The following is a 25915-nucleotide window of genomic DNA, read 5'->3' as shown; positions in this document are numbered from 1 at the left end:
ATATTCAAAGAGAGAAGGTTTAAAAAGTTATGAATATAGGCTTTTTTACCGATACCTATTTTCCGCAAATTTCCGGCGTTTCGACGTCAATTAGTATTCTGAAAGCGGAATTGGAAAGCCGAGGGCATCAGGTAACGATTTTTACAACCACCGATCCGAATGCTGAAGAAGATCCCACGATTGTGCGCTTACCCAGCGTCCCTTTTATTGCCTTCTCTGACCGACGTGTCGCCTACCGCGGCTTTGATAAGTGCTTGAAAATTGCTCAAGAAAAGCAATTAGATATTATCCATACTCATACTGAGTTTTCTTTAGGACTGGCTGGCCAATTTGTCGCAAGCCGTTTAGATTTACCTTTAGTCCATACCTACCACACCATGTATGAGCGCTATACCCATTATATTGCGGATGGTCTGCTGATTGGACCAGGCCAAGTAAAGGTATTAACCAAGCAATTCTGTTCATTAGCCTCAGGCGTGATTGTGCCATCACAATTGACCTACAATACCCTGAAATCCTATGGAGTGAAAACCCCCATGCGGGTCATTCCCACAGGGATCCCCCTAAATAAATTTAATACCTGTTCTGACAACGGTTATAATGAGACCCTCAAGATTAAACAAGACCTGGGTCTAGACCAAGGTCAAACAGTTTATGTTTCATTGTCTCGCTTAAGTAAGGAAAAAAGTATTGATGCTGTGATCCAGGCTTTTAAAGAAATATACCAAGAAGACCCTAATTCAGCCCTAGTAATAGTGGGAGATGGCCCTGAAAAAGAAAATCTTGAACTTTTGTCACGGTCATTATTAAATAAAGCCATCTTTTTTTTAGGTGAAGTTAGCCATGATCAAGTAGGAACCTATTATCGCTTAGGTGATGTTTATTTAAACGCCAGTGATTCCGAGACGCAAGGATTGACTTATATTGAAGCTTTAGTAAACCATGTGCCTGTCGTAGCTAAGGAAAATGACTATTTAAAAGAGGTCTTTGCAGGACAAGTGAATTTTGGTTTCTTGTATCAGGATGTTAGTGAGTTTAAAGCGACTGCCTTAAAGTTAGTTAATTCATTGAGGACAGAAAGCTTAGCACCCATTTCTGATTCTCAACTATATGCCATTTCAGCTGAAAAATTTGGGGCAACCGTTGAAGCCTTCTATCAGGATATTTTAGCAGACCCTAAAAAATATAAAAATTCCTTATCCCATCAAGTTCAGAATTCTATGAAACGATTTATCCGAGAATTAGTATTAGGGAGTGAACAAAATGACTAAAGTTGGTTTTATTGGCTTAGGAGTTATGGGATCATCCATGGCCAAATTCTTATTAGCTGACCATGAACTCTATGTGTATAACCGGACTAAGTCCAAAGCAGATGAATTGATTAAGTTAGGAGCTAACTGGTGTTCGTCTCCTCAAGCAGTTGCTGAAAAGGCTGAGATTATCTTAACCATTGTGGGTTACCCCCAAGATGTGGAAGATGTTTACCTAGGAACTAATGGTTTGTTTAATGGCAGTCGGTCTGGTCAAATTTTTATTGACTTAACCACGTCTTCGCCTAGTTTAGCTCAGAAACTATGGCAGAAAGGTCAAGAAATAGGGGTGACAGTCTTTGATGCGCCAGTTTCTGGCGGTGATATTGGTGCCCGTAAGGGAGAGTTATCGGTCATGGTCGGGGGTCCTGAAGACCAATACGAAAAGGTCCAACCCATTTTAGCTGCTTTTGCTAAACAAGTTCAATATTTTGGATCCGCAGGCAGTGGTCAACATACTAAAATGGCCAATCAAATAATGGTAGCAGCCACGATGTTAGGTTTGAGTGAGGCCTTAGTTTATGCAGACCAAGCCCATTTGGAACTTGAACAAGTAATTGACGCATTGAGCGGTGGGGCCGCTGCTAATTTCTCACTCGCTAATTATGGCCCCCGAATTCTTGCTGAAGATTATTCACCAGGTTTTTTTGTAAAGCACTTTGTTAAAGACCTCAAAATTGTCCTAGAAGAAGCGGAAAAATTAGAATTAGAATTACCAATGACCCATTTAGCTAGTCTTCTCTACCAAAAGTTGAGTCAAGCAGGCTATCAGGATGCAGGAACTCAGGCTATAATCAAATTATGGTGGAAGTAAAGTCGTCAGGAAGGAAGTTTTCATGTCTCGTTCAGCCTTAAGTCACATTATTAAACGTTTAGAAATCATGCAACTTAGTGAAAGTGATGAACTACGTCGCTTTGAAGTAGATGATCAAGAAAAGTGCACGGTAAGGTGGCAGGCGCAGACTGGTTTATTTATTTTACATGATCTAGATAGAGATGCTTATTACTATTTTGATAATTTGGACCTAGTTGCAATTGAAATTTATGAATTGTTAGGCTAAGGATGCTCAGCATTCTAGGCGATCATTTGATTGTTTTTTTCCATTCCCACAGCCAGCGCTTGAAGGGTTTCTTTAAGAGATTAGATTTCTATTAAAGTCTGGCTTTACCTTCATAAAATGATGGAAGGTCTGGGGATGGATTTTTTGTATGTTAGGTTAATTTCAACGGCTGCAGAGTCAAGTCACCATGAAGACGATTGTATCAGAATACAAGTTGGCTTATTTTATGGTATAATTCAGCTAATATAAGGAAGGGAGCCTCTATGAAAGCATTATTTAAACCAACCTGGTATGTTAATACAATATATGATATTTCTGCCCAACAATTACAAGCCCATCAAATAAAAGGAATGTTGATTGATTTAGATAATACGATTCTCCCTTGGAATATTTTAGAAGCCAATGAGGCCTTGATTAACTGGGCTCAGAAAATGAAAGAAGCAGGCATTGAAATTTATATCATCTCTAATAATTCCTTTAACCGGGTTGCGCGGGTGGCAGATCCTTTACAATTACGGTTTGCTGCTTCGGCTTTGAAACCATTTCGACGTAAATTTACTCGTGCCATCGAAGATTTAAGGATTGACCGAGAAAATCTTGTGATGGTAGGGGATCAGATTATGACAGACATCGTGGGGGCCAATCGTAACCAATTGAAAAGCATTCTTGTAAAGCCTTTGGTTAACCATGATAATATTTATACGCTTTTGAATCGCCAATTGGAACGCATCGCCATGAAAATGGTGGGAATCGATCGTAATCAAGACTGGGGGAAAACACTTGACTAAAGACATTCAAAATAAAGAAGAAGCATATCAGTGTATTGGTTGTGGTGCCTATATTCAAACAGATCATCCTGAATTACCTGGTTATACACCCCAATCCGCGTATGAAAAGGGATTAACCAAGGGTGAATTCTATTGCCAACGTTGCTTCCGTTTACGTCATTATAATGAAATTCAGAATTTTGATGTGTCTGAATATTTCTTCTTGGAACAACTTGATAAGATTGGTCAAGATGAGGAAGCTTTTGTCTTTCATTTGGTCGATATTTTTGATTTGGAAGGATCCTTATTGACCGGGCTGAATCGCTTCACTGGCAATAAGCCCTTTATTTTAGTGGCAAATAAAATTGATCTATTGCCTAAATCAGTTAAACTAGGTCGGATTCAATCATGGTTAACCCAACGCTTCCATGCCCTTGACCTCTACCCTCAAGATGTAATTCTTTTATCAGCTAAAAAAGGGGCTAGCTTAGATCAATTAATCGAAGTCATTCAAGACAAGATTCAAAACCATAATATTTATACTGTAGGAGTAACCAATGTGGGTAAATCATCCGTGATCAATCATGTGTTAAAAGATCTGGGTGAGGCAGATAATTTGATTACCACTTCAGCCATGCCGGGGACGACCCTTGAATTCATCGAATTACCTTTAACCGAAGATCACGCTTTAATTGATACACCAGGGATTATTCGTAGTCAACAAATCACCCATTATTTAGACCGTGAGGGAATAAAAGTTGTCTTGCCAGATAAAATGATAAAACCTCGGTCTTTCCAATTAGACAGCGGTCAAACCATCTTTTTCGCAGGATTAGGACGACTGGATTTTGAGCGAGGAGACAAAACAAGCTTCACTTTCTATGTCTCCAATAATTTGCTCTTACATCGAACTAAAACAGAGAAGGCGGACCAACTATTGGCAGACCATCAAGGACAATTATTGAGTCCGCCTCAGGCTAAGGACCAGTTACCTGCATTTAAAACATATCATATTCAACTACAAGCTAATCAAGATTTAGCAATAGCGGGCCTAGGTTGGGTTACCGTCAACCAAGCAGTTTCACTATCCTTGCAATTACCACAGGGTGTGACCTATGCAGTGCGTCCAGCCATGATTTAAGAAAGGAAGAACCATGACACTTAATAAGAATCAGATCAAATATTTACGCAAAATGTCCCATACCCAGAAATCTCTATTTCAAATGGGGAAAAATGGTTTAACGCCAACCTTTATGGGACAAATCGATTCTGCCCTCGAACGGCGAGAATTAGTTAAATTTAATCTATTACAAAATAGTGATGAAAGTTTAGAAGAGGCTGCCCATGCAATTGCAAGTGAGTTAGATGCTGTTGTCGTCCAAACAATTGGTTCAACAGCTATCTTATTCCGGCAGTCGTCACAAGTGAAATATCAAATTCTCTCACAAAAGGTAAAGGCATTATAGAAAGTGGTGGGAAACCCATGAAAACACAAGCAGTGACGCAGGATAAGTTGGCTGAATCACTGGATGATTTTTTAGGTGCCATTACGATGACCCAGTTGCAAGCTGGTACAGGTAAAGAAAAACGGCAACGGATTGGAATATTAGGGGGAACCTTCAATCCGCCTCATATAGGCCACCTACTTATGGCGGAACAAGTAGGAAACCAATTAGACTTGGATGAAGTATGGTTTATGCCTACAGCTAAACCGCCTCATGCACCAGGGAAGACCACTATTGCTTCCCAACACCGGTTAAAAATGCTGCAATTAGCGATAAAGGATAATCCTCGCTTTAAAATTCAACCGTATGAAATAAACCGGGGAGGCAAAAATTTTACAGTTGATACTATGGCTTATTTTGTTGAAGAGTATCCGGAATGTGATTTTTATTTTATAATTGGCGCAGATTCAGCCAATGATTTATCAACTTGGCGCCAGATTGACCGCTTAGTTTCCTTGGTTCAATTTGTAGGGGTAAGACGTCCGGGTCAAGCGCCTTATAATAATCAATATCCTATTTTGTGGGTGGATTCACCTATGGTTGATTTATCATCCACAGAAATTCGGCTCCGGGTTTATTTGGAACAGTCAATTAAGTATCAAGTACCAGACCTGGTTGCTGAATATATTTATGAACATAAGTTGTATACGATGGAATAGGAGCTTAAAATGAAATTTCCCGAGTATTCAGAAAGATTAACTAATATTAGTCGAGACCAGCTTCTGACTCAATTGAAAGATCAAGTCTCAGAAAAAAGATATAAGCATGTTTTAGGAGTAGAAGAGGCGGCTTTGGAATTAGCTGAGGCAAACCAAGTTGATCTAGCTGAAGCATCACTCGCAGCTTTACTCCATGATTTTGCTAAAGATATGGACCCCGAAACGATGATGGGCTTAGCCTTGATTTATACTGGGAATGAACGCTTGAAAGAAGGTTCCCCCGCTATTTGGCATGGTCCAGCGGCTGCTCAAATTGGTCGTGATCGCTTTGGTATTACCAATCCATCGATTTTAAAAGCGGTGGCAGTTCATACTATCGCGAGTCCAGAAATGGATTCGCTAGCTAAAGTATTATATACAGCAGATTATATTGAAGCAGGCCGCGATTTTAAGGGGGTTGCAACTGCCCGTAAATTAGCCAAGAAAGATTTGGATCAAGCCTGTTTGTATCAAATGGCAGAGACAATTGCCCATTTAGCTCAAGAACGTAAAGCAATTTATTATGAAAGTCTGGATGCCTATAACGCATGGTGCCAGAAATTAAATTCTTAGGAGGTATTATGAAAGAAGTATTAGATAAAGTTCAAGTTATTGTAAAAGCTGCTGATGATCGGTTGGCTACAGATATTGAAGTTCTGGATGTTAAGGAGTTAACGCCGATTGCTGATTATTTTGTGATTATGTCAGCCAAAAATGAAAGACAGTTAGATGCAATTGTGCAGGCTATTACAGAAGCAGCAGAAGACCATAAAATCGAAATTAAGGATGTCGAAGGGAAGCGCTCAGGACGTTGGATTCTGATTGACTTATTCGATGTGATTGTTCATGTCTTCTATTATGAAGAACGTGGCCATTATAATTTAGAAAATATCTGGAAAGATGCTCCAGTTTTAGATATCCATGAATGGTTGGCATAGCCATGTCATTTGCCCAGATTGCGCATATTTACGACCAAGTAAATAATTTAGCAGCTTACCAGGAGTGGATAGATTTTACTAAGCAACAAGTTCCCACTCCCCCTAAGCGGGCCCTCGATTTAGCCTGTGGTACAGGCTATTTTTCATTTTTATGGGCCAAATCCTGTCAAGCATTAATTGGAATCGATCTTGATCCTGCTATGGTTAAGATGGCTGAGAAAAAACTAGGGCAAGGTGAGTCACCTCTTGAATTTAAGGTCGAGGATATGACGGACCTAACTTTTGCTGATCAGACTTTTGATTGTATTACCTGTTATTTGGACTCTTTATGTTTTCTGCCTAACCTTGATCAAGTTCAAGCTTGTTTTGCCGAAGTATATCGGGTGCTAGAGCCAGGTGGTACCTTCCTCTTTGATGTCTGGACCCAAGATTTTTTACTCGATTTCTTTGATGATTTCATTAATGTTGAAAGCTTTGATGAAGGTCATCTTATTTGGCAAAGTCAAGTCGACTTTGACCAAGTTCAGGTGACTCATGATTTAACCGTCTATGAAGGCCAAGGCAATTCCTATCAGAGAAGTCAAACTAGCTTACAGGAGCGGACCTATCCACTGGATGATTATTTGGCAGCCCTTTTAGCCGTTGGTTTTAATATAGATAAAATCTCTGTTTGGCCAGACTTTCAAGATAGTCAACCGCAGTCTGATACTAGTCGCTGGGTCTTTGTCGTGCATAAATAGGAGGTAGCTATGGATGCTTTTGGAATTATTGCTGAATATAATCCCTTTCATTTAGGACACGATTATCAGATGAAGCAATTTAAAGAATCCCTTGATAATCAAGCGATTTTGCTGGTTTTAATGAGTGGCAACAGTGTCCAAAGAGGAGAGTTTGCGGCCTATGATAAATGGTCGCGTGCCCAAATGGCTTTAGCTGCAGGGGCAGACCTGGTTATTGAAGCCCCCGTCTTAATGAACCTCCAAGCAGCCGACCAGTTTGCTCAGGTGGGAGTTAATTTATTAGATTTATTAGCCTGTGCTAGCTTTGGCTTTGGTACAGAAAAGGCATCCCTAAGCGATCTTGAAAATCATCTTACTTGGCGTCACCAGAATCAGCTTGATCTGGATCAGGCAGTCCAAAAGCAATTGAAGCAAGGGTTATCTTATGCAGCTGCCTATCAAGAGGCAATTCATACTTTGGGATCCCAAAGCGCTTTTGATCCAAGCCTACCTAACCATCTCTTGGCGCTTCAATATATTCAAGCCAATCAAAGCTTAAGTCGGCCTATGGTAATCCAGGTTTTAAAGCGCTTGGTAAAACAAGATAAGCAACGCCTGATGTCAGGGAGTCAAATTCGTTCCTTTTTAGCAGGCGGGGGCAATCCTCAGTGCATACCCTTGCCTAAGAAAAGTCAAGAATTGGTTCAGGATCAAGCCTTGGTTACCTGGGAAGACTATTTCCACCTGTTAAAATATCGCCTTTTGACCCACAGTCCAGAAAGTCTTAGTCAAATCTTTGGGGTAAGAGAAGGTTTAGAATATAGCCTATTGGCTAAGATTGAAGCTAGTCAAAGCTTTGACGACTTTATCAGCCTGCTCACCTCAAAACGCTGGACCAGAGCTTCACTGCAGCGGATATGTTTAGCAATCTTATTAAATATATCTTGGCAGGAATTTGAAGCTTACCGGGCCAAGTTCTGGCAAGCACCTTGCCTACGGTGTTTAGCCGTGTCTGGACTAGGGCAGACTTACTTACGGCAATTAGATCAGAGTAAAATAAAGGTTTTTGCTAATTTAAAACAAGACTATATAAATTATGGCTTGAATCTCAGAGTGGATAAAGTTTTTTCAATGAATGATAAGGTTTCAGACCAGATCAAAGGACGCTTTCCACTAGGAATAAAAAAATGAGGGAAGTACTTTGCTTTAGGTGTATAACATGGTAGTATTAGTAATATGTAATAGTTTTCTTCAAGTAAAATATTATTGACTTGTTGAATAAAATCTCATATAATATTATTTGTTGTCTTAGAGGTGAAACGATGAAATGGACCATTAAAGAAATCAGAGAGTATCCAGAAGATATCATGCCATTTGATTGTCATTTGGATATTAAGACCTCATTATTGAAACGACATTCTGATATTCTAGATGTTGATTCAGTGAATGCGGTAGGTTACTTAACAGATTTGAATCATGAGATTATCTTAAACGGTAATATTGTAGCAAATCTGTCACTACCATCCTCGAGAACTTTAAGACCTGTCTCTGTTCAGTTACAGGTCCCCATTAATGAACGTTATGTCTATCCTGGACATGAGGGTAAAGTAGATGATTATGATGCGACAACGATTGTCATTGAGAACGATGAAATTGATCTTGATGCGGCTGTTATTGATTTAATCCTATTGAATATACCCTTACGTGTCATTGGCCAAGATGAAACGGACGATACATTACCCCAAGGTAATGATTGGGATGTTTTAACTGAAGAGCAATACACTATGCAAAAGCAAGCGCAAGCCCAAGACCAAGTCGATCCAAGACTGGCCAAGCTTAAAGACTTGTTAAACGACCAAGATAATTGATATCAGAATTAGGAGGTGGACCCCCATGGCAGTACCAAAACGTAAAACATCAAAAGCTAAAAAACGCTCAAGACGTGGTGGAAAAGGTTTATCAGTACCAAATGTATCATTTGATCCAACAACTGGTGAATACCGTATGAGCCATCGTGTTGATGCTAACGGTAACTACAATGGCCGTCAAGTCATTGAAAAATAATTGAAATATTAAAACCTGGACTATTATGGTAGTCTAGGTTTTTTATTACTTTAAATGATGTCTATATGGGCAGTAGACGCCGTTATTAAGCAATTAATTATCTATGTTTATATCGGGTCTAGGTTAGAAAAAGCTGGAAGCAGATATCTTGACCTTTTTTGACCTATAAGTTATACTCAGTTTTGTAATAAAGTATAGGAGGTTACTATTATGAATTTAGTACCAACAGTGATTGAAAATACGTCTCGTGGCGAACGTGCTTATGATATTTATTCTCGTTTATTGAAAGACCGGATTATTATGTTAAGTGGTGAAGTAAATGATGCCATGGCTAATTCGGTGATTGCTCAATTATTATTCTTAGATGCTCAAGATCCAGATAAAGATATTTATCTTTATATTAACTCACCCGGCGGTTCTGTTACAGCGGGTATGGCCATGTATGATACCATGCAATTTATCAATGCTGATGTCCAAACAATCGTTATCGGGATGGCAGCATCAATGGGCTCAGTCTTATTAGCGGCAGGGACTAAGGGTAAACGTTGGGCCTTACCAAATGCTGAGGTTATGATCCATCAACCATTAGGTGGTGCACAAGGTCAAGCGACTGAAATTGAAATTGCCGCCAAGCATATTCTCTTAACCCGTGACCGTTTAAATAAAATTTTATCGGATGCGACAGGACAAGATCTTGAAGTCATTCAGAAGGATACTGATCGTGATAACTTTATGACTGCTCAACAAGCCTTAGATTATGGTTTGATTGACGGAATTATGGAAAATGCTAAGAAGTTAAAAGAAAAGAAATAAGAATTATTTGCGGACTAGGTAAATTTACCTAGTCTTTTTTGTACAAATTTTTTCACTTATTGGGGGGAGAAGCCTGAGAATAATTGGCCATTATAGACAAGTAATATATAGTATTAACTTTAATAAATTTTAAGTTCAAAACCAGATGTAATTTGCTATGAATAAATTAAATTTAAATTAATGGACAACATATGTCCAATTAAAATAAAGTTATGAAGGGTAAAGCTTTTTAATTGCTTTTTGCTAGTATAAATGGTAGTATAAAAAATGTGATATAGGGCCTAGTCCTCCCAATCACTTGTCAAATTTCACTTGATAATTATTTGGACAGAAATTGACCAAGGGGGAATTTTGATGGATGTCTATTCAATCATTCAATCACTTGTTCCTGAACTTGATCAGTTGTTACCGGCTCGTTTAGAATTGATGCGATATTTATCGGTCATGGATAACCGAGTTGGGCGGCAAAGTTTGGCCCAAGCCTTAAATTTATCTGAGCGGACCATGCGGTCGCTCATTAATGTACTACGAGGTCAAAATATTGTTGATGTTGAACGAAATGGAGTTCAATTAACTGATTTTGGGCAGAAAACCCTAGCTCAAATTGAAAAAGTCTTAGAGACTGATACCAGTTTATCCTTGTCTTATTACGAAACAGCATTAAAACAACATTTTAATTTAAAAGATTGTATTGTGCTTCCGGGTGACAGTCTTCGTCAAGAAAGTGTCTATGAAGCAATGAGTCATGCTGTGCAAGACTTATTAGCCCAGCTATTACATGAGGGAGATAATGTGATTGCGGTGACTGGTGGATATACCTTAGCCCATGTAGGACGGTATTTTCTACCGCACTATCGGAAAGGGCGAAAGATAACCTTTGTGCCAACTAGAGGTGGTTTTGGGGGGGATTTCTCCATTCAATCCTCTACAGTGGGTGGCCTAATGGCGCGACAATCACAAGCCGACTATATTCCATTTTTTATTCCTGAATCCTTAACTGCAGAAACAAGTCGTTTATTAATGGAAGAACCCTCAGTTAAGGAAGCTATCGAAATAAGTAAAAAAGCGGATTGTCTTCTATTAAGTGTTGGAACAGCAGATGTGATGGGACAGCGTCGTAACATTACTCCAGATCAGCGACGTAAAATTAGTCAAGAAGCGGCCGTAGGTGAAGCCTTTGGTGTTTTCTTTGACAAAGAGGGGCGCGAAGTCATTCGCTATCCGCGAATTGGACTTCAAATAGAGGATCTTGCTAATATTCCCAATATAATTACGATTGTTGGGGGGCGGGCGAAAGCCCAAGCTATAGCAGCCTTTTATAAAACTGTGCCACATCCAGGTATTTTATTCTGTGATGAAGCACTTGCTAAACAGGTTTTAAATGGTTAAACGCCATTAAACAAAAATCCTTAAGGAGGAATTTATTTATGTCAGTAAAAGTAGCGATTAATGGTTTTGGTCGTATCGGTCGTTTGGCCTTACGTCGTATCCAAGATGTTGAAGGTATTGATGTTGTTGCTATCAACGACTTAACAGATGCTGCTCAATTAGTTCATTTGTTCAAATATGATACTACTCAAGGTCGTTTCCAAGGCGAAGTTGAGTTAAAAGAAGATGGTTTAGTTGTCAATGGTGACGAAATCAAAGTCTTCTCTAACCCTAATCCAAATGAATTACCATGGGGTGATCTAGGAGTTGATATCGTATTAGAATGTACTGGTTTCTTCACCTCAAAAGAAAAAGCTGAACTACATTTAGAAGCTGGTGCTAAACGTGTTGTAATCTCTGCTCCTGGCGGAAATGATATTCCTACTATTGTCTTCAATACAAACCATGAAACCTTAACAGGTGACGAAACAGTTATTTCCGGTGCTTCATGTACGACTAACTGTTTAGCTCCAATGGCTGATACCCTTAACAAGAAATTTGGTATCGTTGAAGGTTTAATGACAACGATCCATGGTTATACTGGTGACCAAAATACTTTAGATGCACCACACAAAAAAGGTGACTTACGTCGTGCCCGTGCTGCTGCAGAAAATATCGTACCTAATACCACTGGTGCTGCTAAAGCTATCGGCTTAGTAATTCCAGAATTAAACGGTAAATTAGATGGTGCTGCTCAACGTGTTCCAGTTCCTACTGGTTCATTAACAGAATTAGTATCTGTTTTAGAAAAACAAGTAACTGTTGAAGAAGTTAACGCAGCCATGAAAGAAGCTGCTAACGAATCTTACGGATATAATGAAGATCCAATCGTTTCTTCTGATATCGTAGGTATGCACTACGGTTCCTTATTTGATGCTACTCAAACTAAAGTTATGACTGTTGGCGACAAACAATTAGTTAAGACTGTTTCTTGGTATGACAACGAAATGTCATACACTTCTCAATTAGTTCGTACTTTAGTATACTTCGCAAATCTATAATTCGATAACCGTTTTATAAGCGCGTCGATCCAGATAGGCGGGGAGGCTTGACGCTTCCCCGCTTTTTTTATAAAAAGGAGGAAATGCATGGTTAAGAAGACTTTAAAAGATATTGATGTAAAAGGTAAAACAGTCCTAGTCCGGGTTGATTATAATGTGCCAATGCAGGATGGTAAAATTACCGATGAAAATCGGATTATTCAATCTTTGGAAACTTTAAACTATTTAATGAGTCAGGATGCTAAAATCGTTCTTTTCGCTCACTTAGGTAAGATTAAAGAAGAAGCTGATAAGGCTAAAAACGATTTAGCACCTGTAGCTAAATGTTTAGGCGAAATCTTAAATAAAGAGATCCTATTCTCAACTGAAACTCGTGGTAAAGAATTAGAGATGGCAGTTAAGAACTTAAAACCACAAGAAATTTTAATGGTGCAAAACACTCGCTATGAAGATCTTGATGGTAAAAAAGAGTCTAAAAACGATCCTGAATTAGGTAAATATTGGGCTTCCTTAGGTGATGTATTCGTGAATGATGCTTTCGGTACTGCCCACCGGGCTCATGCCTCTAATGTTGGAATCGCCTCTAACCTAGATTCAGCGGTAGGTTTCTTGGTTGAAAAGGAACTTAAATATATTGGAGGTGCAGTTGATCAACCGCAACGTCCATTTGTAGCTATCCTAGGTGGAGCTAAGGTTTCTGATAAAATTAAAGTAATCGAAAATCTATTACCTAAAGCTGACCATGTAATTATTGGTGGTGGTATGGCTTATACCTTCTTAAAAGCCCAAGGTAAAGAAGTGGGTAAATCTTTATTAGAAGAAGACCGTATCCAACTAGCTAAAGAATTACTTGAAAAAGCAGGAGACAAGCTTGTCTTACCAGTTGATATTCGAGTAGCGGATGACTTTTCTAATGATGCTAATACTCAAGTCGTTTCTGTGGATGAAATTCCAGTAGATTGGGAAGGCTTAGATTGTGGTCCAGCCAGTTTGGAAAAATTTGCTGCAATCTTAAAAGATGCAAAAACAGTAGTCTGGAACGGACCAATGGGTGTTTTTGAAATGCCTACCTTTGCTAAAGGAACCAATGGGGTCTGTGAAATTCTTGCCGGTCTAGATGATGCGACGACGATTGTCGGTGGGGGCGACTCTGCGGCTGCCGTTGCTCAATTGGGCTATGAAGATAAATTCACTCATATTTCAACCGGTGGTGGTGCTTCTTTAGCTTATTTAGAAGGTTCACCATTACCTGGTATAGAAGCTATTGCTGATAAATAATTTGCGGAATTAAAGAAAGGAAGTTGACATTTATGTCACGTAAACCAATTATTGCCGGAAACTGGAAGATGAACAAAACTGCGGCGGAAGCCCGTGAATTCATTGAAGCTGTCAAAAATCAAGTTCCAGCCAATGAATTAGTAGATTCAGTTGTCGGTGCTCCTAACTTATTTGTTGAAGGCATGACTAAAGGCACGAAAGATTCTGAATTAAAAGTAGCCGCTCAAAATTGCTACTTTGAAGATGAAGGAGCTTATACCGGTGAAACTTCACCTAAAGCCTTGGGCGCATTAGGTGTGGACTATGTAATTATTGGCCACTCTGAACGTCGTGATTATTTCCATGAAACTGATGAAGAAGTAAATAAAAAAGCCCATGCTATTTTCCGTAATGATATGTTGCCAATTATTTGCTGTGGTGAAAGCTTAGAAACTTATGAAGCGGGTAAAGCAGAAGAATTCGTGGGTGGCCAAATTAAAGCTGCATTAAAAGACTTGTCTGCTGACCAAGTTGCTTCATTAGTATTAGCTTATGAACCAATCTGGGCGATTGGGACTGGTAAATCTGCGACTAAAGATGATGCACAAAAGATGTGTGCTCATATCCGTTCTGTTGTGGCTGGTGAATTTAGCCAAGATGTGGCTGATAAAGTTCGCATCCAATACGGTGGTTCAGTGAAACCTGAAAACATCGCTGATTATATGGCTTGTCCTGATGTGGATGGTGCCTTAGTGGGTGGCGCAAGCTTGAAGGTTGATTCATTCTTAGCCTTATTGGAGGCCGTAAAATAATGAGTAAAGCACCTGTTGCAATCATTATCTTAGATGGTTTTGGTTGTCGTAAAGAAGTTGTGGGTAATGCGGTTGCCCAAGCAAAGAAACCTAATTTTGACCGCTATTATAAGGAATTTCCTCATGCAACCATGAAGGCTTCTGGCTTAGACGTTGGTCTACCTGATGGCCAAATGGGAAATTCTGAAGTGGGGCATACCAATATCGGAGCAGGCCGGATTGTTTATCAATCCTTAACTCGGATTGATAAAGCCATTGCAGACGGCGAGTTTATGACCAATGAGGCCCTAAATCACGCTTTTCAACATGCCTTAGATAATGACTCTGCTTTACATTTAATGGGTCTTTTGTCTGATGGTGGGGTTCATAGCCATATCAACCACTTATTAGCTTTAATTGATACAGCTAAAACCAAAGGCTTAAAGAAGGTCTATATTCATGCCTTTATGGACGGCCGCGATGTCGACCCTAAAGCTGGTCCTGGTTACATCAAAACTTTGGAAGATCATATTGCTAAAGTAGGTCTTGGACAAATCGCTACTGTCTCTGGTCGTTACTATGCCATGGACCGTGATAAACGCTGGGACCGAGTTCAACTTGCTTATGAAGCTCTAGTTCACGGGAAAGGTTCTCGTTTTGAATCAGCTCAAGCAGTTTTAGATGATAATTATTCTAAGGAAGTCTATGATGAATTTATCGTGCCTGGAGTTGTTGAAGAAGCTGGTAAACCAGTGGCTAAAGTCCAAGATAATGATGCGGTTATCTTCTTCAATTTCCGTCCTGACCGGGCTATCCAATTATCTAATGCCTTTACTGATCAAGAGTGGGATAACTTCGATCGGGGACCTAAATTACAAAATCTTAAATTTGTAACAATGACCCTTTACAATCCTTCCATCGATGCTGAAGTAGCTTTCCCACCTATTCCAATGAAAAATGTGATTGGGGAAGTCTTATCTAATGCTGGTTTAAAACAATTACGGATTGCTGAAACGGAAAAATATCCCCATGTTACCTTCTTTATGAATGGGGGTCGGAACGAAGAATTCCCAGGTGAAAACCGGATTCTGATTCCATCACCCAAAGTAGCAACCTACGATCTTAAACCCGAAATGTCAGCTTATGAAGTCGGCGATGCCTTGTATAAGAGCATTATCAATGATGAAAATGATGCGATTATCTTAAACTTCGCTAATCCTGATATGGTTGGTCACTCTGGTATGTTAGAACCAACCATTAAGGCCATTGAAGCGGTTGATGAAAACTTAGGTAAAGTTGTTGATGCCATTCTCGAAAAGGGTGGCGCTGCTATAATTTTTGCAGACCATGGTAACTCAGAAACCATGATTACGCCGGATGGACGTCCTCATACTGCCCATACGACAGTACCAGTGCCTGTCATTGTTACTAAGAAAGGTATCGAGTTACGGACAGATGGCCGTTTGGCGGATGTGGCGCCAACTATGTTAGATTTATTAGGGCTTGAACAACCTGCTGAAATGACAGGTCAGTCTTTGATAAAAAAATAGATATTGATTGCTTTTGAGCAAAAGAATATCTACAAATAATATGTAATTAAAACAAAAAGGAGAGTATTAAATTATGCCATTTATTACAGATGTTTATGCACGCGAAGTATTAGATTCACGCGGTAACCCAACGATTGAAGTTGAAGTTTATACTGAAAGTGGTGCGTTTGGTCGCGGTATGGTTCCTTCTGGTGCTTCTACTGGTGAACATGAAGCGGTTGAATTACGTGATGGTGACAAGGGTCGTTATTTAGGTAAAGGTGTTGAAAAGGCCGTTGAAAACGTCAACGAAATTATTGCAGCTGAATTATTAGGCTACAATGTTCTTGATCAACAAGCTATCGACAAAATGATGATCGAATTAGATGGTACTCCAAATAAAGGCAAATTAGGCGCCAACGCAATTTTAGGTGTATCTATTGCTGTAGCTCGTGCTGCTGCTGATTACCTAGGAATTCCTTTATACCAATACTTAGGCGGCTTTAATACTAAAGTATTGCCAACTCCAATGATGAACATCGTCAATGGTGGTTCTCACTCTGATGCTCCAATTGCTTTTCAAGAATTCATGATTGTACCAGCTGGTGCACCATCATTCAAAGAAGCTTTACGTTGGGGTGCTGAAATCTTCCACGCTTTGAAATCAATCTTACATGACCGTGGTTTAGTGACTGCTGTTGGTGATGAAGGTGGTTTCGCACCAGCTTTTGAAGGAACTGAAGATGGCGTAGAAACTATCTTAGAAGCTATCAAGAAAGCTGGATTCGAACCTGGTAAAGATGTCTTCTTAGGTTTCGACTGTGCTTCATCTGAATTCTATGAAAATGGCGTTTATGACTATACCATCTTTGAAGGTGAAAAAGGTCAAAAACGTAACGCTGAAGAACAAGTAGCTTACTTAGAAGGATTAGTTGAAAAATATCCAATCATCACTATCGAAGATGGTATGGATGAAAATGACTGGGAAGGTTGGAAATTATTAACCGAACGCCTAGGTGACAAGGTTCAGTTAGTTGGGGATGATTTATTCGTAACTAACACTGAAATCTTAGAACGTGGTATCAATGAAGGTATTGGTAACTCAATCTTAATCAAAGTAAACCAAATCGGTTCATTAACTGAAACCTTCGATGCAATTGAAATGGCTAAACGTGCTGGTTATACTGCCGTTGTTTCTCACCGTTCTGGTGAAACTGAAGATTCAACCATCGCTGATATCGCTGTTGCAACCAACGCTGGCCAAATCAAGACTGGTTCATTATCTCGTACGGACCGTATTGCTAAATACAATCAATTGTTGCGTATTGAAGATGAATTAGGTGAAGTGGCTAAATATGATGGTTTAACTTCATTCTATAACTTAAAAAATAAATAATTATTAACCATTAGCATTATGCTATAGTTAAATGAGCAAGCCCTCTTTTTATGGTAATCATAGAAAGGGGCCTTTTTGTGCTTTGGAAAAATATTGCCTAAAGATGAATTGAAAAAGTGTATGGTATATTATTATAAGTCAAGCGGTATAATGGTAGATGATACATAGATTTTTAATCTTGACATACATAGGCTAGCAGAAATAAAAGAATTGCTGGAGAGGGGTTAGCTTGCCATGGATCAACGAAAGATATTAATTATTGAAGATGATGTCGATTTAGTCGATATGTTAGAGATGTACCTAGAAGATAAAAATATAACGATTGTAAAAGCTTATAGCTCAGTTGATATCCCTGAGGACTTATCCGCAATTGACTTGATCCTTTTAGATATCAACTTGCCTGGAAACAATGGCTTTGAAATATGTAAACAGCTCAGAGAAAGATGGCTGATGCCCATCTTGTTTTTGTCAGCCAGGGTTAATGAAGCCGATAAAATCGAGGGACTCATGTTAGGTGGCGATGATTATATCACCAAACCTTTCTCTTTAGATGAACTTTACGCCAGAATTTATACCAATTTAACTCGCAGTGACCGGGTCAAATATTTATCAAAGAATAATCAGGTGCGTTTGATTGAAGGATGCGTTTTTAGCTTAAATGGTGTGGCCCTAGATTTAACTAAATCTGAATTTGAAATACTAGAATTATTGGTAAATAATCCTAAGCAAATATTTAGTAAAGAGCGCATTTATGATAGCCTGTGGGGCATTGATAGTTTTGGTAATCCTCAAGTAGTTTCGGAACATATTAGAAATATTCGTAATAAAATGGCGGAAGTATCAGACCAAGAGTTTATTAAAACGCATTGGGGGTTAGGCTACTCATGGATTGGTTAAAGGAAGCTAGTAGGAACTGGAAGTTAAAAACAAGTTTTATTATCTATATGTTGGTGAGTTTATGTTTTTCTATGCCTTTGGGTATCTTTATAAAATATTTATTAAGCGAGGCTAGAAGCAAATATTTAGTAAATCATGCGCTATCAGAAGTGAATAACGTTTTTGGTAAACTAATTTTTTCAAAGGCCTTAGGAAGTATGATTGATATTTCACCCATATTAGTGGTCTTATGCTTTTTTTATCTATTTTTTCAACTATTTTATCTGCATAAAATTCAACCGGTGCTGAATTATTTATCTCATCCAGACCAATTAGAATTAACAGATAATAATGAGTTGAGTGATAGGGTATTTGCTTTAAGCCAAGAAAATCTAAATATAAAAGAAGAAAATTTTGCCAATATTATTAGAATGAATGAAGTTAGTAAGCAGATGGATAGCTTACTCCATGAAATAAAAAATCCTCTAACTATTCTCAGTGGTGATTTAGAGATTATAGATAAGAAGTTTAAATTTGAAGATGAACGTTTAATTCAGATTATAGCCAGAATGACTCGAAGTACTCGTAGAATTCAGGATTATATCCAGTATCTTAGTATGAGTCAACATATAAAGGATATCGAAGTGAATGTGCGACCGATTAAATTAAATGCTTTAATAGTTAGTATTGAAGCTGAGTTAAATAATTTGCAAAGGGATATTCACTTTAGGAAAGACATAAGCGATTTATCCCAAATAGTCCACTTAGATCTTGCTTTATTCATTGAGGGAATGACTAATATCCTCAGAAATTCGGATGCCTATGCTAAGAGTAAAATAACTATTAAGCTTTTTGAAAATGACCAGGAAGTAATTTTGGAAATCGAAGATGATGGTCCAGGTTTTTCGCAAGAAGCCCTACAAAATTACAATAAAGCCTATTTTAGTGAGAATCCGCTTGTGGGCAATATGGGTTTGGGACTGTATATTACAGATGAGATTATGAAAAAACTCGGCGTTAAGATGGTTTTAAATAATAAATTAGGGGCAAGCACCCAATTAATCATAAAAAAATCCTAATCTTGGAAAAGTATTGGAAATTGTTTTATATACTTCAACTAAAGAAAAGGAGGTATGTAGAATGAATTCAATTGAAATCAAGCATTTATCGTTTTCCTACGGCAAGAAAATTGTCTTGAATAATATCAATCTGAGTATTGGTAATGGCCTTTATGGATTACTAGGCAAGAATGGGGCCGGAAAAACCACTTTAATGAAATTAATTGTGGGTCTCTTGCCAAAGTCCAAGGGTCAAATTAAAGTGTGTGGTGAAACGGACCCCAAAAAGATTCGAAGTGTTGTTGGATACTTACCACAAGATTTTGATTTTTATCCGGACATGAAAGTCAGGGAGGCATTAAATTATCTAGGAATTTTGGATAATATGAAAGGCTCTCAATTAAATCAAAGAGTTGATGAACTCTTGGGTCTGGTTAACCTGAGTCAAGATCAAAATAAAAAAATTAAAGACCTATCCGGTGGGATGAAACGGCGACTAGGCATCGCACAAAGTCTTCTAAATAATCCTCATGTCTTAATCGTCGATGAACCGACCGCTGGTTTAGATCCTGAAGAACGTATTCGGTTTAGAAATTTATTAAGTGATTTGTCTGCGGAAAAAATCGTTTTATTCTCAACCCATATTGCTAGTGATCTCGAAAGTACTGCAAATCGATTGGGAATCTTAGATAATGGTCATTTTATCTACGATGGCTCGGTTGAAGATTTATTAAAAGAATACTCTGGTGGAACCTATGAGACCATCGTTAATAGAAAAGATTATACAAGTTTTAAATCTCAGTATATTGTCTTTGAACAAAAGGAGCTAGCAGAGGGAATCCTAGTCCGCTTTATCCATTATGGTAGACCGCTAGCGCAATTTAAACGAATTTCTCCTAACTTAGAATCGGCATATCTTATGAAGATTTATGATCGGAGGAGATAAGAATGAGAAGTCTAATCCAAGAGTTTAAACGAATACTTAAATCGCTGATCTTTTTAGGTTTAATAGTCGCTTTTGTCCTTGCTTTAGTGAGTCAATTGGGCAGCAAACCACCTGAATTCCAAGAACCGAAACCGAATCAAGAAACTTACGGTATTTATCTAACCGATGACCTTGACTATATTTATCCTAATTTAATGGTGGATTTAAAGACTGCAGTGGATGCCAATTATTTTGCCACGTATCCCTTTGGTTTTTATCGTGAGAAAAATCTAAACGATAGTGAACTTAATGCGATTAAGGCGATAATGGCTGAAATGGCAGGAAAACCTTATGAAGAGATAAGTGATAATGATCATTTAAAAAATCCTAGTCAAGCGAAGTTAGAGCTACAGTTAGAAAAAATTGATGCCTTAATTGGTGGGGGTTCCTTCTATGCTAGCGATGAATATAAGGTTCATTTTGGAAAAAAAGGCATGTCATACGAGGAGGCCTTGTCAGATTATCATTTGATGCGGGGGCAAGGCTTTGATTTGGCCTTTGCTAGATATTTCAGTGATTATGCGGGTATCTTTACCATGCTCTTGACCTGGTTTATGGGTTTGTATTTGTGGAATAAGGACAGAAAAGAGGGGGTTGCTAATACCCTCTATGTTAAGTCGATTTCTTCTCTAAAGTTAATTATGACGCGGGTATTGGCGATGAGCTTAGCGATTTTATTAATTATATTGGCGATCTTTACCTATTATGAGGGTCAGCTTTTGTTCGACTACGGATTGGATTTATTAAGCCCACTAAAAGCTTATGGCCTAGTAATTGCCTGGATCCTTCCCATTATTTTATTCATCGTTAGCCTCAGCAGCTTAATTACGATTGCAAGTAAGAGTATTCTGTTTGGCTTTCTTGGGCCAATCTTTTCCATGGTTTATCTGATGTCTTCCTCAGCAAATATTTATTATAATATTGGTTACGTTTTATTATTGCGTTATAACTCAGTGGGAAATGAAAAGTATTTTATAAGTCAAATCAATACTTTCTTAATTGGTCGAACCGTTTGGTTAGTCTTAGCCATTCTAATCATTGTGCTTACCGTCTTTTTATACGAAAGAAGAAGGAGGGGCTACCATGCTTTCAAAAGTATCTTGCCAATTAAAAATAGAGTTTAAGCATAATCTGCTCCCATCCATTCTTGCTAGTTTCATTATGATCGGAATCGCCTATTTTATTTTTGGATTAGGTAAGTTAGACGGTAATAGTCAAGCATTGGTTATTGAACGTTTCTTACCCTTTCCGGGTATTTTTTCAATCGTTACTTTGTTTTATACCGAACACCAAAGTCCGATAAAAGATATTCTTAGAATTCGGCAGAGTAAACTGGAATTAATTTATTTGCTTAGATTTACCTTAAGATTGATTATTTGGTCCATCATAAGCTATATTTATAATTCATTACTTACAGAGGGTCAATCCTTATCTGAATTAATCGTCTTTTTACTGCATAGTCTTTCGATTGGGATTTTTATCGGGATAATAGGCCTATTCCTATTCAGTTGTACCAATAATATTTCAATCGCCTTTTTATGTTCAGTAGGGCTGATGTTAGCCCAATGGTTTCTTCCCAAAAATAAGCCAAGTTTGCTTAAATTATTTACTATGCCAAACATATCGATTAATAGAATATTCCTAATCTTTGCTTTTTCCTTAGTCCTTTTGGTGCTATCTATAATTATTTGGAAGAGGAAAAATATTGACTGACTTATAAGTAGATTGCTGATTAGTAATTAATTTATCTAGCATAATGGCTACTCAGTTGTATGTAGAAATAAAATACAAACAGACATTTCACTATAAATTTAGTGAGGTGTCTGTTTTGTGCTGTCTTTAAAGTGGAAAGAAACAAATCGTATAATGAATAAATATTTGAAAATTAAGAATACTGAGAGGAAAGAATATGGCGGAAATTTGGCATGCTTACGATAAAAACTTAAATAAAATGAGTGACTTGGAATTAATAAGAGGTGAGGTCATTCCAGAGGATGTTTATCATTGGGTTTTCGAAGTCATCATTACTGACGCTCGTCCATAAGGCTATGATATGGAGATGCATAAAATGTTAGTATCGAAAAATAGGTCTGAATTAACTGAGTCTGACCAAACAATTATTAACCATTACCATGATTCAATCGAAAGTTATAATTATTTACAAGACCTAGTTGCTTCGGTTAAGGAGTTAGACAAATGAACCAGCTTGAAGATTTTATTCAGCAAAGGGCAGAATCGCGTCAAGGACAAGTTTCTCTGATTTTATACCAGTTATTTATCATTACCAACCGGATTGAATCTGCCTTTAACCGTGACAAAGATGAACTCTCTTTAAAGCAGTTTATGTTATTAATCCTCGTGAAAATCTTAGGACAGGCTAATTTAAGTGAATCTGCCAGTATTTTAGGCATATCCCGTTAGAATATTAAACAATTAGCCTTAGCTTTGAAGCAGAGAGGATTTCTAACCATCCAAAAGAATGATTTAGATAAGCCTCAATTAATACTTAAGACCACAGATAAGGTCGACCAAGATTTTCAGAATCAGATCAATTTTATGATAGGAGGATGATACAAATTTTTTTAAGATTTTTCCGATGAGGATATTGCGAATTTACTCCACTTAATACCCAATTTTTATCAAGGCCTGAGTGTTTTGGAGGATGCTTAAGTCGGTCTAACTTGCTCCTTTCTTAAAAAGTTATTTTCATGTTAAGATAGGGCTAAAGAGATTTAAGAAAGGAAGAAGACTTTATGGAAATTAGATTAGATGATTCAATGAAGGCCTTAGGGGTTGAAGCGGTGGTCGTTGGTATTGCCCGGAATGTCAATCCTAATGCAAATTTAGAAGCCGACTTTCTAACGAAACAAGCCCAAACTGAAACCTGGGCTCTCGATGCGGACATCGAACAGGTCAAAGCCCATCCATTTATTAAAGGCTATTATGATATGATGCAAGCTGTAGGTCGGAGTGTGAAGAAGAATCCACCGACTATCCCTGCCTTTATTGAAAATATTCAACGGCGGGGCTCGATTCCTAAAATTAATAGTATCGTTGATATTTATAATGTGGAAAGTTTGCGGTCTATGATTGCCATTGGCGGTCATGACCTAGATAAGATTACTTGGCCTTTGACTATCACTGTAAACCAGGAAGAAGGGAGTTTTGTTCCCATTTCGGCCAAAGAAAAACATGTTGCCGCGACGGATTATGTTTACAAGGATACCAAAGGGATTATGGCTTGGATGGGGGTTCGTGATGGGGAAGCCTATAAGTTTGATGACCAAACCAAGAATGCGATTTTTATAGTCCAAGGTAATGCCGCAATCGATGTGGAAGCCCGTATAGAGGCTTTAAAAGTCATTGAGGCAGATTTACGGGCCACCATGCCAAGTTTGGAATTTGAAATTTTAGTCATAAAATAAGGCGAGATTTTTTAGTCCCACATGCATCGAATAATTCGGTGTGGTATGATAATATCGTTATTAAAATTTCATGAAGGAGTATGGCATGCAAGCAAAATTATCAAATTTACTCGACCGCATTATTAAATTGTCACTCTTAGTCTTTGTAGTTGGTGCGGTCGCTTTATTATTAATTTTTGTCCTGAAGATCACAGCACCTAACCCTATGTTTTCCGTCCTATCAATTATTTCAGGAATTGCAATTTTCCTATTTATAATTATGTGGACCTTAATTTTCGGCTTATCAATTTATTACACTATCCAATTTCATGATAGAAAATATGTCGCTTATATTGTTATTTTTTTGATTGCGACCTTAGCCGCAGCGATTAATTATTTTATAACCATGTAAGGAGTCTGAATTATTATGGAAAATCTTGTTTTAGTACACGTTCGTCCTCGTCACCAAAAAAATGTCATGGCTTACCGCCAGGCTTTCTTAGCGTCGGGTGAGTCTATGGATGGATCCAGTGATTTACAGGATTTTACTGATTTTCAGGCTTGGTATGATCAAGTTCAAGCCAGTAGCCAACGGGAAACTGTCAAAGCAGGTTGGGTACCTGCCAGTCAATACATCTGCTTGCAAAGAGGACATCAGGAAGTGCTTGGCATGCTCCAATTCCGTCATGAACTGAATAATTATTTGAAGGAAATTGGTGGGCATATTGGCTATTCAGTCCATCCCGATTACCGCAATCAAGGGATTGCCCAAACCATGTTAAAAGAAGCCTTAAAAATTTGTTATCACCAAGGTATGGCCAAAGTCTTAGTAACCTGCCACGCTTCAAATAAAGCCAGTCAAAAGGTTATTGAAGCCTGTGGAGGGGTTCGGGATGAATCAAGTTTTGACCCTAATTCTGGAGAAGAAGTATACCGGTACTGGATTCAAGTGAATTAAGTATCTAGACAGTGAGGCTAGGCCTGATAATTCTTAAAATAGTAAACAAAAAAGAGGCTGGAATTCCCAACCTCTTTTAAATTTATCGAATCTTATTCTTCGGATTCTTCCGAGCTTGCTTCGCTTTCAGTGGCAGATTCGTCGCTGGCAGCAGCTTGATCATCCATCTTGTATTCGGCTAAATCGTCAATTTTTTTGTAGTCAACACTATATAATTTATCGTGCAAACCATCATCTGATTTTTCTAGATTTAGCATGGCAGCGCTGTCTAATTTTAATTTCAATTTATTATCATAAGTAATGAGGTTATCAAACTTAGTAAAGATAACTACTTTAGCAGCCTCAACATCTTTATTAGTGTTATCAGTATAAGCGATGACAGGTTCACCTTCAACAGGTTCTGCTTCAGGGTCCGCCTCAGCGAAGTGGGTAACAACCATTTCAGCAAAGTGTTTGTATGGATCTTCATCTTTAATTTCGCCTTCAAGGTCGTCAACATATAGGACTACTTGATCTGCACGAACATCTAAATACTTAACAACAGAATCTTTTACTTCATATGATCCGACATAGTCATCAATGGTCATCGCTTTCTTTTCTTCAGCAAAAACAGATAAACCAGAAACCATGACTAAAACCATAGCAAGTAATGCAAAAATTTTTTTCATAAAAATCCTCCTAATAAAATATATTTTTCCAACTTCTAAATTATAAAGGAAAAATGACAAAAATAAAAGAAATTACTGATAAAAATTAGAAGTTAGTTAATTATTCAATGTTAAAATTAAACTATGATTTAGAAATATAAAAGAGAGCCGGCAAGTGGTTGAAAATCTTTGATTTTCAACCACTTGCCGGCTTTCAGTCTAATCTTATTAGTTAGACAATTTAAAATTTATTTATTCCGTAATTTAAATAGATATTTATGACCTTGAGTTAAGGAATGATAGAACCCGTCACCTTCATAAAGTTGGAAGACATGGACAGAGGCTTGTTCTTCTGCAGTGGGATATACATGCTTAACGTAAGGATTATCTTTAAGGACTTCTTTCAATTTTTCTTTACCTAGTTCTCGCACCTTGCCTTCAATCCGAATTACTTGGATGAGGTAATCTTTTTCAGACATGGCAGTGAGGGCAATATTTTGATTGGCTTGGAGTTGCTTATAAAAGTTGGTCTTAGGACTGGTCATAAAGAAGATCCCTTGTTCATTGGCAACACCAATATTAGCATGACGAGCATGTGGTTTGCCGTCTTTATCTATAGTTGAGAAGACCGCAACCTTCATGTCTTCTTTTAAAACTCGCATTATATCATTTAATTCCATTATCCTACCTCCTTAATTTACTATGTTCAT

Annotated in this window: 33 protein-coding genes; 31 read left to right on the top strand and 2 right to left on the bottom strand. The window is 38.0% G+C overall.

Annotated features, from left to right (window positions below):
- Positions 1–29: 29 nt before the first annotated feature.
- From HMPREF9257_RS04965 to HMPREF9257_RS04825, 31 genes are all read left to right on the top strand, one after another.
- The gene (locus HMPREF9257_RS04965; protein WP_006418279.1) at positions 30–1271 is read left to right on the top strand and encodes a glycosyltransferase family 4 protein; all 1242 of its coding nucleotides are present in this window, start codon (positions 30–32) and stop codon (positions 1269–1271) included.
- Positions 1264–2124: an NAD(P)-dependent oxidoreductase gene (locus tag HMPREF9257_RS04960; protein ID WP_006418145.1), complete on the top strand. Its 861-nt coding sequence runs from the start codon at positions 1264–1266 to the stop codon at positions 2122–2124. The genes HMPREF9257_RS04965 and HMPREF9257_RS04960 overlap by 8 nt, the downstream gene beginning before the upstream one ends.
- A 22-nt stretch (positions 2125–2146) precedes the next feature.
- The gene (locus HMPREF9257_RS04955) at positions 2147–2371 is read left to right on the top strand and encodes a DUF1797 family protein (RefSeq protein ID WP_006418599.1); all 225 of its coding nucleotides are present in this window, start codon (positions 2147–2149) and stop codon (positions 2369–2371) included.
- A 263-nt stretch (positions 2372–2634) separates the two neighbouring features.
- Positions 2635–3159 (top strand): YqeG family HAD IIIA-type phosphatase, encoded by a 525-nt coding sequence (locus tag HMPREF9257_RS04950; protein WP_006418186.1) that lies wholly within the window; start codon positions 2635–2637, stop codon positions 3157–3159.
- Positions 3152–4279, top strand: coding sequence for a ribosome biogenesis GTPase YqeH (gene yqeH, locus HMPREF9257_RS04945; protein WP_006418220.1), 1128 nt, complete (start codon positions 3152–3154; stop codon positions 4277–4279). Before HMPREF9257_RS04950 ends, yqeH begins: the two co-directional genes overlap by 8 nt.
- A gap of 13 nt (positions 4280–4292) precedes the next feature.
- Positions 4293–4604, top strand: a complete 312-nt coding sequence (locus HMPREF9257_RS04940; RefSeq protein ID WP_006418325.1) for a YhbY family RNA-binding protein — start codon at positions 4293–4295, stop codon at positions 4602–4604.
- Between the two features lie 86 nt (positions 4605–4690).
- Positions 4691–5302: a nicotinate-nucleotide adenylyltransferase gene (locus HMPREF9257_RS04935; protein WP_040466725.1), complete on the top strand. Its 612-nt coding sequence runs from the start codon at positions 4691–4693 to the stop codon at positions 5300–5302.
- 9 nt (positions 5303–5311) lie between these two features.
- Positions 5312–5914, top strand: coding sequence for a bis(5'-nucleosyl)-tetraphosphatase (symmetrical) YqeK (yqeK, locus tag HMPREF9257_RS04930; RefSeq protein WP_006418594.1), 603 nt, complete (start codon positions 5312–5314; stop codon positions 5912–5914).
- 8 nt (positions 5915–5922) lie between these two features.
- Complete coding sequence (gene rsfS, locus HMPREF9257_RS04925) at positions 5923–6279, top strand: ribosome silencing factor (protein WP_006418251.1); 357 nt, start codon at positions 5923–5925, stop codon at positions 6277–6279.
- A 2-nt stretch (positions 6280–6281) separates the two neighbouring features.
- Entirely contained in the window at positions 6282–7019 is a 738-nt protein-coding gene (locus HMPREF9257_RS04920; protein WP_006418406.1) for a class I SAM-dependent methyltransferase, read from the top strand.
- A gap of 9 nt (positions 7020–7028) precedes the next feature.
- A complete protein-coding gene (locus HMPREF9257_RS04915) occupies positions 7029–8189 on the top strand; it encodes a nucleotidyltransferase family protein (protein ID WP_006418239.1) in 1161 nt (386 codons plus the stop codon).
- Positions 8190–8320: 131 nt separating this feature from the next.
- A complete protein-coding gene (locus HMPREF9257_RS04910; RefSeq protein WP_006418264.1) occupies positions 8321–8866 on the top strand; it encodes a YceD family protein in 546 nt (181 codons plus the stop codon).
- Between the two features lie 25 nt (positions 8867–8891).
- Positions 8892–9062, top strand: coding sequence for a 50S ribosomal protein L32 (gene rpmF, locus HMPREF9257_RS04905; protein ID WP_006418395.1), 171 nt, complete (start codon positions 8892–8894; stop codon positions 9060–9062).
- Positions 9063–9272: 210 nt separating this feature from the next.
- Complete coding sequence (gene clpP, locus HMPREF9257_RS04900; RefSeq protein WP_006418291.1) at positions 9273–9875, top strand: ATP-dependent Clp endopeptidase proteolytic subunit ClpP; 603 nt, start codon at positions 9273–9275, stop codon at positions 9873–9875.
- A 354-nt stretch (positions 9876–10229) separates the two neighbouring features.
- Entirely contained in the window at positions 10230–11264 is a 1035-nt protein-coding gene (locus HMPREF9257_RS04895) for a sugar-binding transcriptional regulator (protein ID WP_040466689.1), read from the top strand.
- Positions 11265–11302: 38 nt separating this feature from the next.
- Entirely contained in the window at positions 11303–12304 is a 1002-nt protein-coding gene (gene gap / locus HMPREF9257_RS04890; protein WP_006418493.1) for a type I glyceraldehyde-3-phosphate dehydrogenase, read from the top strand.
- Between the two features lie 87 nt (positions 12305–12391).
- Positions 12392–13582 (top strand): phosphoglycerate kinase, encoded by a 1191-nt coding sequence (locus HMPREF9257_RS04885; protein WP_006418351.1) that lies wholly within the window; start codon positions 12392–12394, stop codon positions 13580–13582.
- Positions 13583–13614: 32 nt separating this feature from the next.
- The gene (gene tpiA, locus HMPREF9257_RS04880) at positions 13615–14373 is read left to right on the top strand and encodes a triose-phosphate isomerase (protein WP_006418508.1); all 759 of its coding nucleotides are present in this window, start codon (positions 13615–13617) and stop codon (positions 14371–14373) included.
- A complete protein-coding gene (gene gpmI / locus HMPREF9257_RS04875) occupies positions 14373–15902 on the top strand; it encodes a 2,3-bisphosphoglycerate-independent phosphoglycerate mutase (protein ID WP_006418421.1) in 1530 nt (509 codons plus the stop codon). The genes tpiA and gpmI overlap by 1 nt, the downstream gene beginning before the upstream one ends.
- A gap of 73 nt (positions 15903–15975) precedes the next feature.
- A complete protein-coding gene (gene eno, locus HMPREF9257_RS04870) occupies positions 15976–17277 on the top strand; it encodes a phosphopyruvate hydratase (RefSeq protein WP_006418322.1) in 1302 nt (433 codons plus the stop codon).
- 234 nt (positions 17278–17511) lie between these two features.
- Positions 17512–18174: a response regulator transcription factor gene (locus tag HMPREF9257_RS04865; protein WP_006418475.1), complete on the top strand. Its 663-nt coding sequence runs from the start codon at positions 17512–17514 to the stop codon at positions 18172–18174.
- On the top strand, positions 18162–19232 hold the full coding sequence (locus tag HMPREF9257_RS04860) for a sensor histidine kinase (protein WP_006418563.1): 1071 nt from the start codon (positions 18162–18164) through the stop codon (positions 19230–19232). The genes HMPREF9257_RS04865 and HMPREF9257_RS04860 overlap by 13 nt, the downstream gene beginning before the upstream one ends.
- A 61-nt stretch (positions 19233–19293) precedes the next feature.
- Entirely contained in the window at positions 19294–20157 is an 864-nt protein-coding gene (locus tag HMPREF9257_RS04855; protein WP_006418205.1) for an ABC transporter ATP-binding protein, read from the top strand.
- 2 nt (positions 20158–20159) lie between these two features.
- Positions 20160–21320, top strand: coding sequence for an ABC transporter permease (locus tag HMPREF9257_RS04850; RefSeq protein ID WP_006418193.1), 1161 nt, complete (start codon positions 20160–20162; stop codon positions 21318–21320).
- Entirely contained in the window at positions 21280–21909 is a 630-nt protein-coding gene (locus tag HMPREF9257_RS04845) for a hypothetical protein (RefSeq protein ID WP_006418420.1), read from the top strand. The genes HMPREF9257_RS04850 and HMPREF9257_RS04845 overlap by 41 nt, the downstream gene beginning before the upstream one ends.
- Positions 21910–22105: 196 nt before the next feature.
- Entirely contained in the window at positions 22106–22240 is a 135-nt protein-coding gene (locus HMPREF9257_RS09515; RefSeq protein WP_006418455.1) for an NUDIX hydrolase, read from the top strand.
- Positions 22241–22264: 24 nt separating this feature from the next.
- The gene (locus HMPREF9257_RS09510) at positions 22265–22396 is read left to right on the top strand and encodes a hypothetical protein (protein WP_006418179.1); all 132 of its coding nucleotides are present in this window, start codon (positions 22265–22267) and stop codon (positions 22394–22396) included.
- On the top strand, positions 22393–22617 hold the full coding sequence (locus HMPREF9257_RS04840) for a hypothetical protein (RefSeq protein WP_006418158.1): 225 nt from the start codon (positions 22393–22395) through the stop codon (positions 22615–22617). The genes HMPREF9257_RS09510 and HMPREF9257_RS04840 overlap by 4 nt, the downstream gene beginning before the upstream one ends.
- Positions 22618–22949: 332 nt before the next feature.
- Positions 22950–23621, top strand: a complete 672-nt coding sequence (locus HMPREF9257_RS04835) for a B3/B4 domain-containing protein (RefSeq protein WP_006418522.1) — start codon at positions 22950–22952, stop codon at positions 23619–23621.
- A gap of 85 nt (positions 23622–23706) precedes the next feature.
- Positions 23707–24012 carry a hypothetical protein gene (locus HMPREF9257_RS04830; protein WP_006418392.1) on the top strand — a complete coding sequence of 102 codons (306 nt, stop codon included), beginning with the start codon at positions 23707–23709 and terminating at the stop codon, positions 24010–24012.
- A gap of 15 nt (positions 24013–24027) precedes the next feature.
- A complete protein-coding gene (locus tag HMPREF9257_RS04825; RefSeq protein ID WP_006418567.1) occupies positions 24028–24558 on the top strand; it encodes a GNAT family N-acetyltransferase in 531 nt (176 codons plus the stop codon).
- A 92-nt stretch (positions 24559–24650) separates the two neighbouring features.
- Here the strand turns inward: HMPREF9257_RS04825 and HMPREF9257_RS04820 are convergent, their stop codons facing one another.
- The gene (locus tag HMPREF9257_RS04820) at positions 24651–25226 is read right to left on the bottom strand and encodes a hypothetical protein (protein WP_006418521.1); all 576 of its coding nucleotides are present in this window, start codon (positions 25224–25226) and stop codon (positions 24651–24653) included.
- Between the two features lie 227 nt (positions 25227–25453).
- Positions 25454–25885, bottom strand: a complete 432-nt coding sequence (locus HMPREF9257_RS04815) for a pyridoxamine 5'-phosphate oxidase family protein (RefSeq protein WP_006418345.1) — start codon at positions 25883–25885, stop codon at positions 25454–25456.
- Positions 25886–25915 lie beyond the last annotated feature (30 nt).

Origin of the sequence: Eremococcus coleocola ACS-139-V-Col8 (genome assembly GCF_000183205.1) — a bacterium.
Lineage (GTDB): Bacteria > Bacillota > Bacilli > Lactobacillales > Aerococcaceae > Eremococcus > Eremococcus coleocola.
This window is presented reverse-complemented; position numbering and strand designations above follow the sequence as displayed.

Excerpts from the sequence above, each read along its gene's own strand:
- HMPREF9257_RS04965 (WP_006418279.1), top strand. The coding sequence starts at position 30 with ATGAATATAGGCTTTTTTACCGATACCTATTTTCCGCAAATTTCCGGC.
- HMPREF9257_RS04960 (WP_006418145.1), top strand. The coding sequence starts at position 1,264 with ATGACTAAAGTTGGTTTTATTGGCTTAGGAGTTATGGGATCATCCATG.
- HMPREF9257_RS04955 (WP_006418599.1), top strand. The coding sequence starts at position 2,147 with ATGTCTCGTTCAGCCTTAAGTCACATTATTAAACGTTTAGAAATCATG.
- HMPREF9257_RS04950 (WP_006418186.1), top strand. The coding sequence starts at position 2,635 with ATGAAAGCATTATTTAAACCAACCTGGTATGTTAATACAATATATGAT.
- HMPREF9257_RS04940 (WP_006418325.1), top strand. The coding sequence starts at position 4,293 with ATGACACTTAATAAGAATCAGATCAAATATTTACGCAAAATGTCCCAT.
- HMPREF9257_RS04935 (WP_040466725.1), top strand. The coding sequence starts at position 4,691 with ATGACCCAGTTGCAAGCTGGTACAGGTAAAGAAAAACGGCAACGGATT.
- yqeK (WP_006418594.1), top strand. The coding sequence starts at position 5,312 with ATGAAATTTCCCGAGTATTCAGAAAGATTAACTAATATTAGTCGAGAC.
- rsfS (WP_006418251.1), top strand. The coding sequence starts at position 5,923 with ATGAAAGAAGTATTAGATAAAGTTCAAGTTATTGTAAAAGCTGCTGAT.
- HMPREF9257_RS04920 (WP_006418406.1), top strand. The coding sequence starts at position 6,282 with ATGTCATTTGCCCAGATTGCGCATATTTACGACCAAGTAAATAATTTA.
- HMPREF9257_RS04915 (WP_006418239.1), top strand. The coding sequence starts at position 7,029 with ATGGATGCTTTTGGAATTATTGCTGAATATAATCCCTTTCATTTAGGA.
- HMPREF9257_RS04910 (WP_006418264.1), top strand. The coding sequence starts at position 8,321 with ATGAAATGGACCATTAAAGAAATCAGAGAGTATCCAGAAGATATCATG.
- rpmF (WP_006418395.1), top strand. The coding sequence starts at position 8,892 with ATGGCAGTACCAAAACGTAAAACATCAAAAGCTAAAAAACGCTCAAGA.
- clpP (WP_006418291.1), top strand. The coding sequence starts at position 9,273 with ATGAATTTAGTACCAACAGTGATTGAAAATACGTCTCGTGGCGAACGT.
- HMPREF9257_RS04895 (WP_040466689.1), top strand. The coding sequence starts at position 10,230 with ATGGATGTCTATTCAATCATTCAATCACTTGTTCCTGAACTTGATCAG.
- gap (WP_006418493.1), top strand. The coding sequence starts at position 11,303 with ATGTCAGTAAAAGTAGCGATTAATGGTTTTGGTCGTATCGGTCGTTTG.
- HMPREF9257_RS04885 (WP_006418351.1), top strand. The coding sequence starts at position 12,392 with ATGGTTAAGAAGACTTTAAAAGATATTGATGTAAAAGGTAAAACAGTC.
- tpiA (WP_006418508.1), top strand. The coding sequence starts at position 13,615 with ATGTCACGTAAACCAATTATTGCCGGAAACTGGAAGATGAACAAAACT.
- gpmI (WP_006418421.1), top strand. The coding sequence starts at position 14,373 with ATGAGTAAAGCACCTGTTGCAATCATTATCTTAGATGGTTTTGGTTGT.
- eno (WP_006418322.1), top strand. The coding sequence starts at position 15,976 with ATGCCATTTATTACAGATGTTTATGCACGCGAAGTATTAGATTCACGC.
- HMPREF9257_RS04865 (WP_006418475.1), top strand. The coding sequence starts at position 17,512 with ATGGATCAACGAAAGATATTAATTATTGAAGATGATGTCGATTTAGTC.
- HMPREF9257_RS04860 (WP_006418563.1), top strand. The coding sequence starts at position 18,162 with ATGGATTGGTTAAAGGAAGCTAGTAGGAACTGGAAGTTAAAAACAAGT.
- HMPREF9257_RS04855 (WP_006418205.1), top strand. The coding sequence starts at position 19,294 with ATGAATTCAATTGAAATCAAGCATTTATCGTTTTCCTACGGCAAGAAA.
- HMPREF9257_RS04850 (WP_006418193.1), top strand. The coding sequence starts at position 20,160 with ATGAGAAGTCTAATCCAAGAGTTTAAACGAATACTTAAATCGCTGATC.
- HMPREF9257_RS04845 (WP_006418420.1), top strand. The coding sequence starts at position 21,280 with ATGCTTTCAAAAGTATCTTGCCAATTAAAAATAGAGTTTAAGCATAAT.
- HMPREF9257_RS09515 (WP_006418455.1), top strand. The coding sequence starts at position 22,106 with ATGGCGGAAATTTGGCATGCTTACGATAAAAACTTAAATAAAATGAGT.
- HMPREF9257_RS09510 (WP_006418179.1), top strand. The coding sequence starts at position 22,265 with ATGTTAGTATCGAAAAATAGGTCTGAATTAACTGAGTCTGACCAAACA.
- HMPREF9257_RS04840 (WP_006418158.1), top strand. The coding sequence starts at position 22,393 with ATGAACCAGCTTGAAGATTTTATTCAGCAAAGGGCAGAATCGCGTCAA.
- HMPREF9257_RS04835 (WP_006418522.1), top strand. The coding sequence starts at position 22,950 with ATGGAAATTAGATTAGATGATTCAATGAAGGCCTTAGGGGTTGAAGCG.
- HMPREF9257_RS04830 (WP_006418392.1), top strand. The coding sequence starts at position 23,707 with ATGCAAGCAAAATTATCAAATTTACTCGACCGCATTATTAAATTGTCA.
- HMPREF9257_RS04825 (WP_006418567.1), top strand. The coding sequence starts at position 24,028 with ATGGAAAATCTTGTTTTAGTACACGTTCGTCCTCGTCACCAAAAAAAT.
- HMPREF9257_RS04820 (WP_006418521.1), bottom strand. The coding sequence starts at position 25,226 with ATGAAAAAAATTTTTGCATTACTTGCTATGGTTTTAGTCATGGTTTCT.
- HMPREF9257_RS04815 (WP_006418345.1), bottom strand. The coding sequence starts at position 25,885 with ATGGAATTAAATGATATAATGCGAGTTTTAAAAGAAGACATGAAGGTT.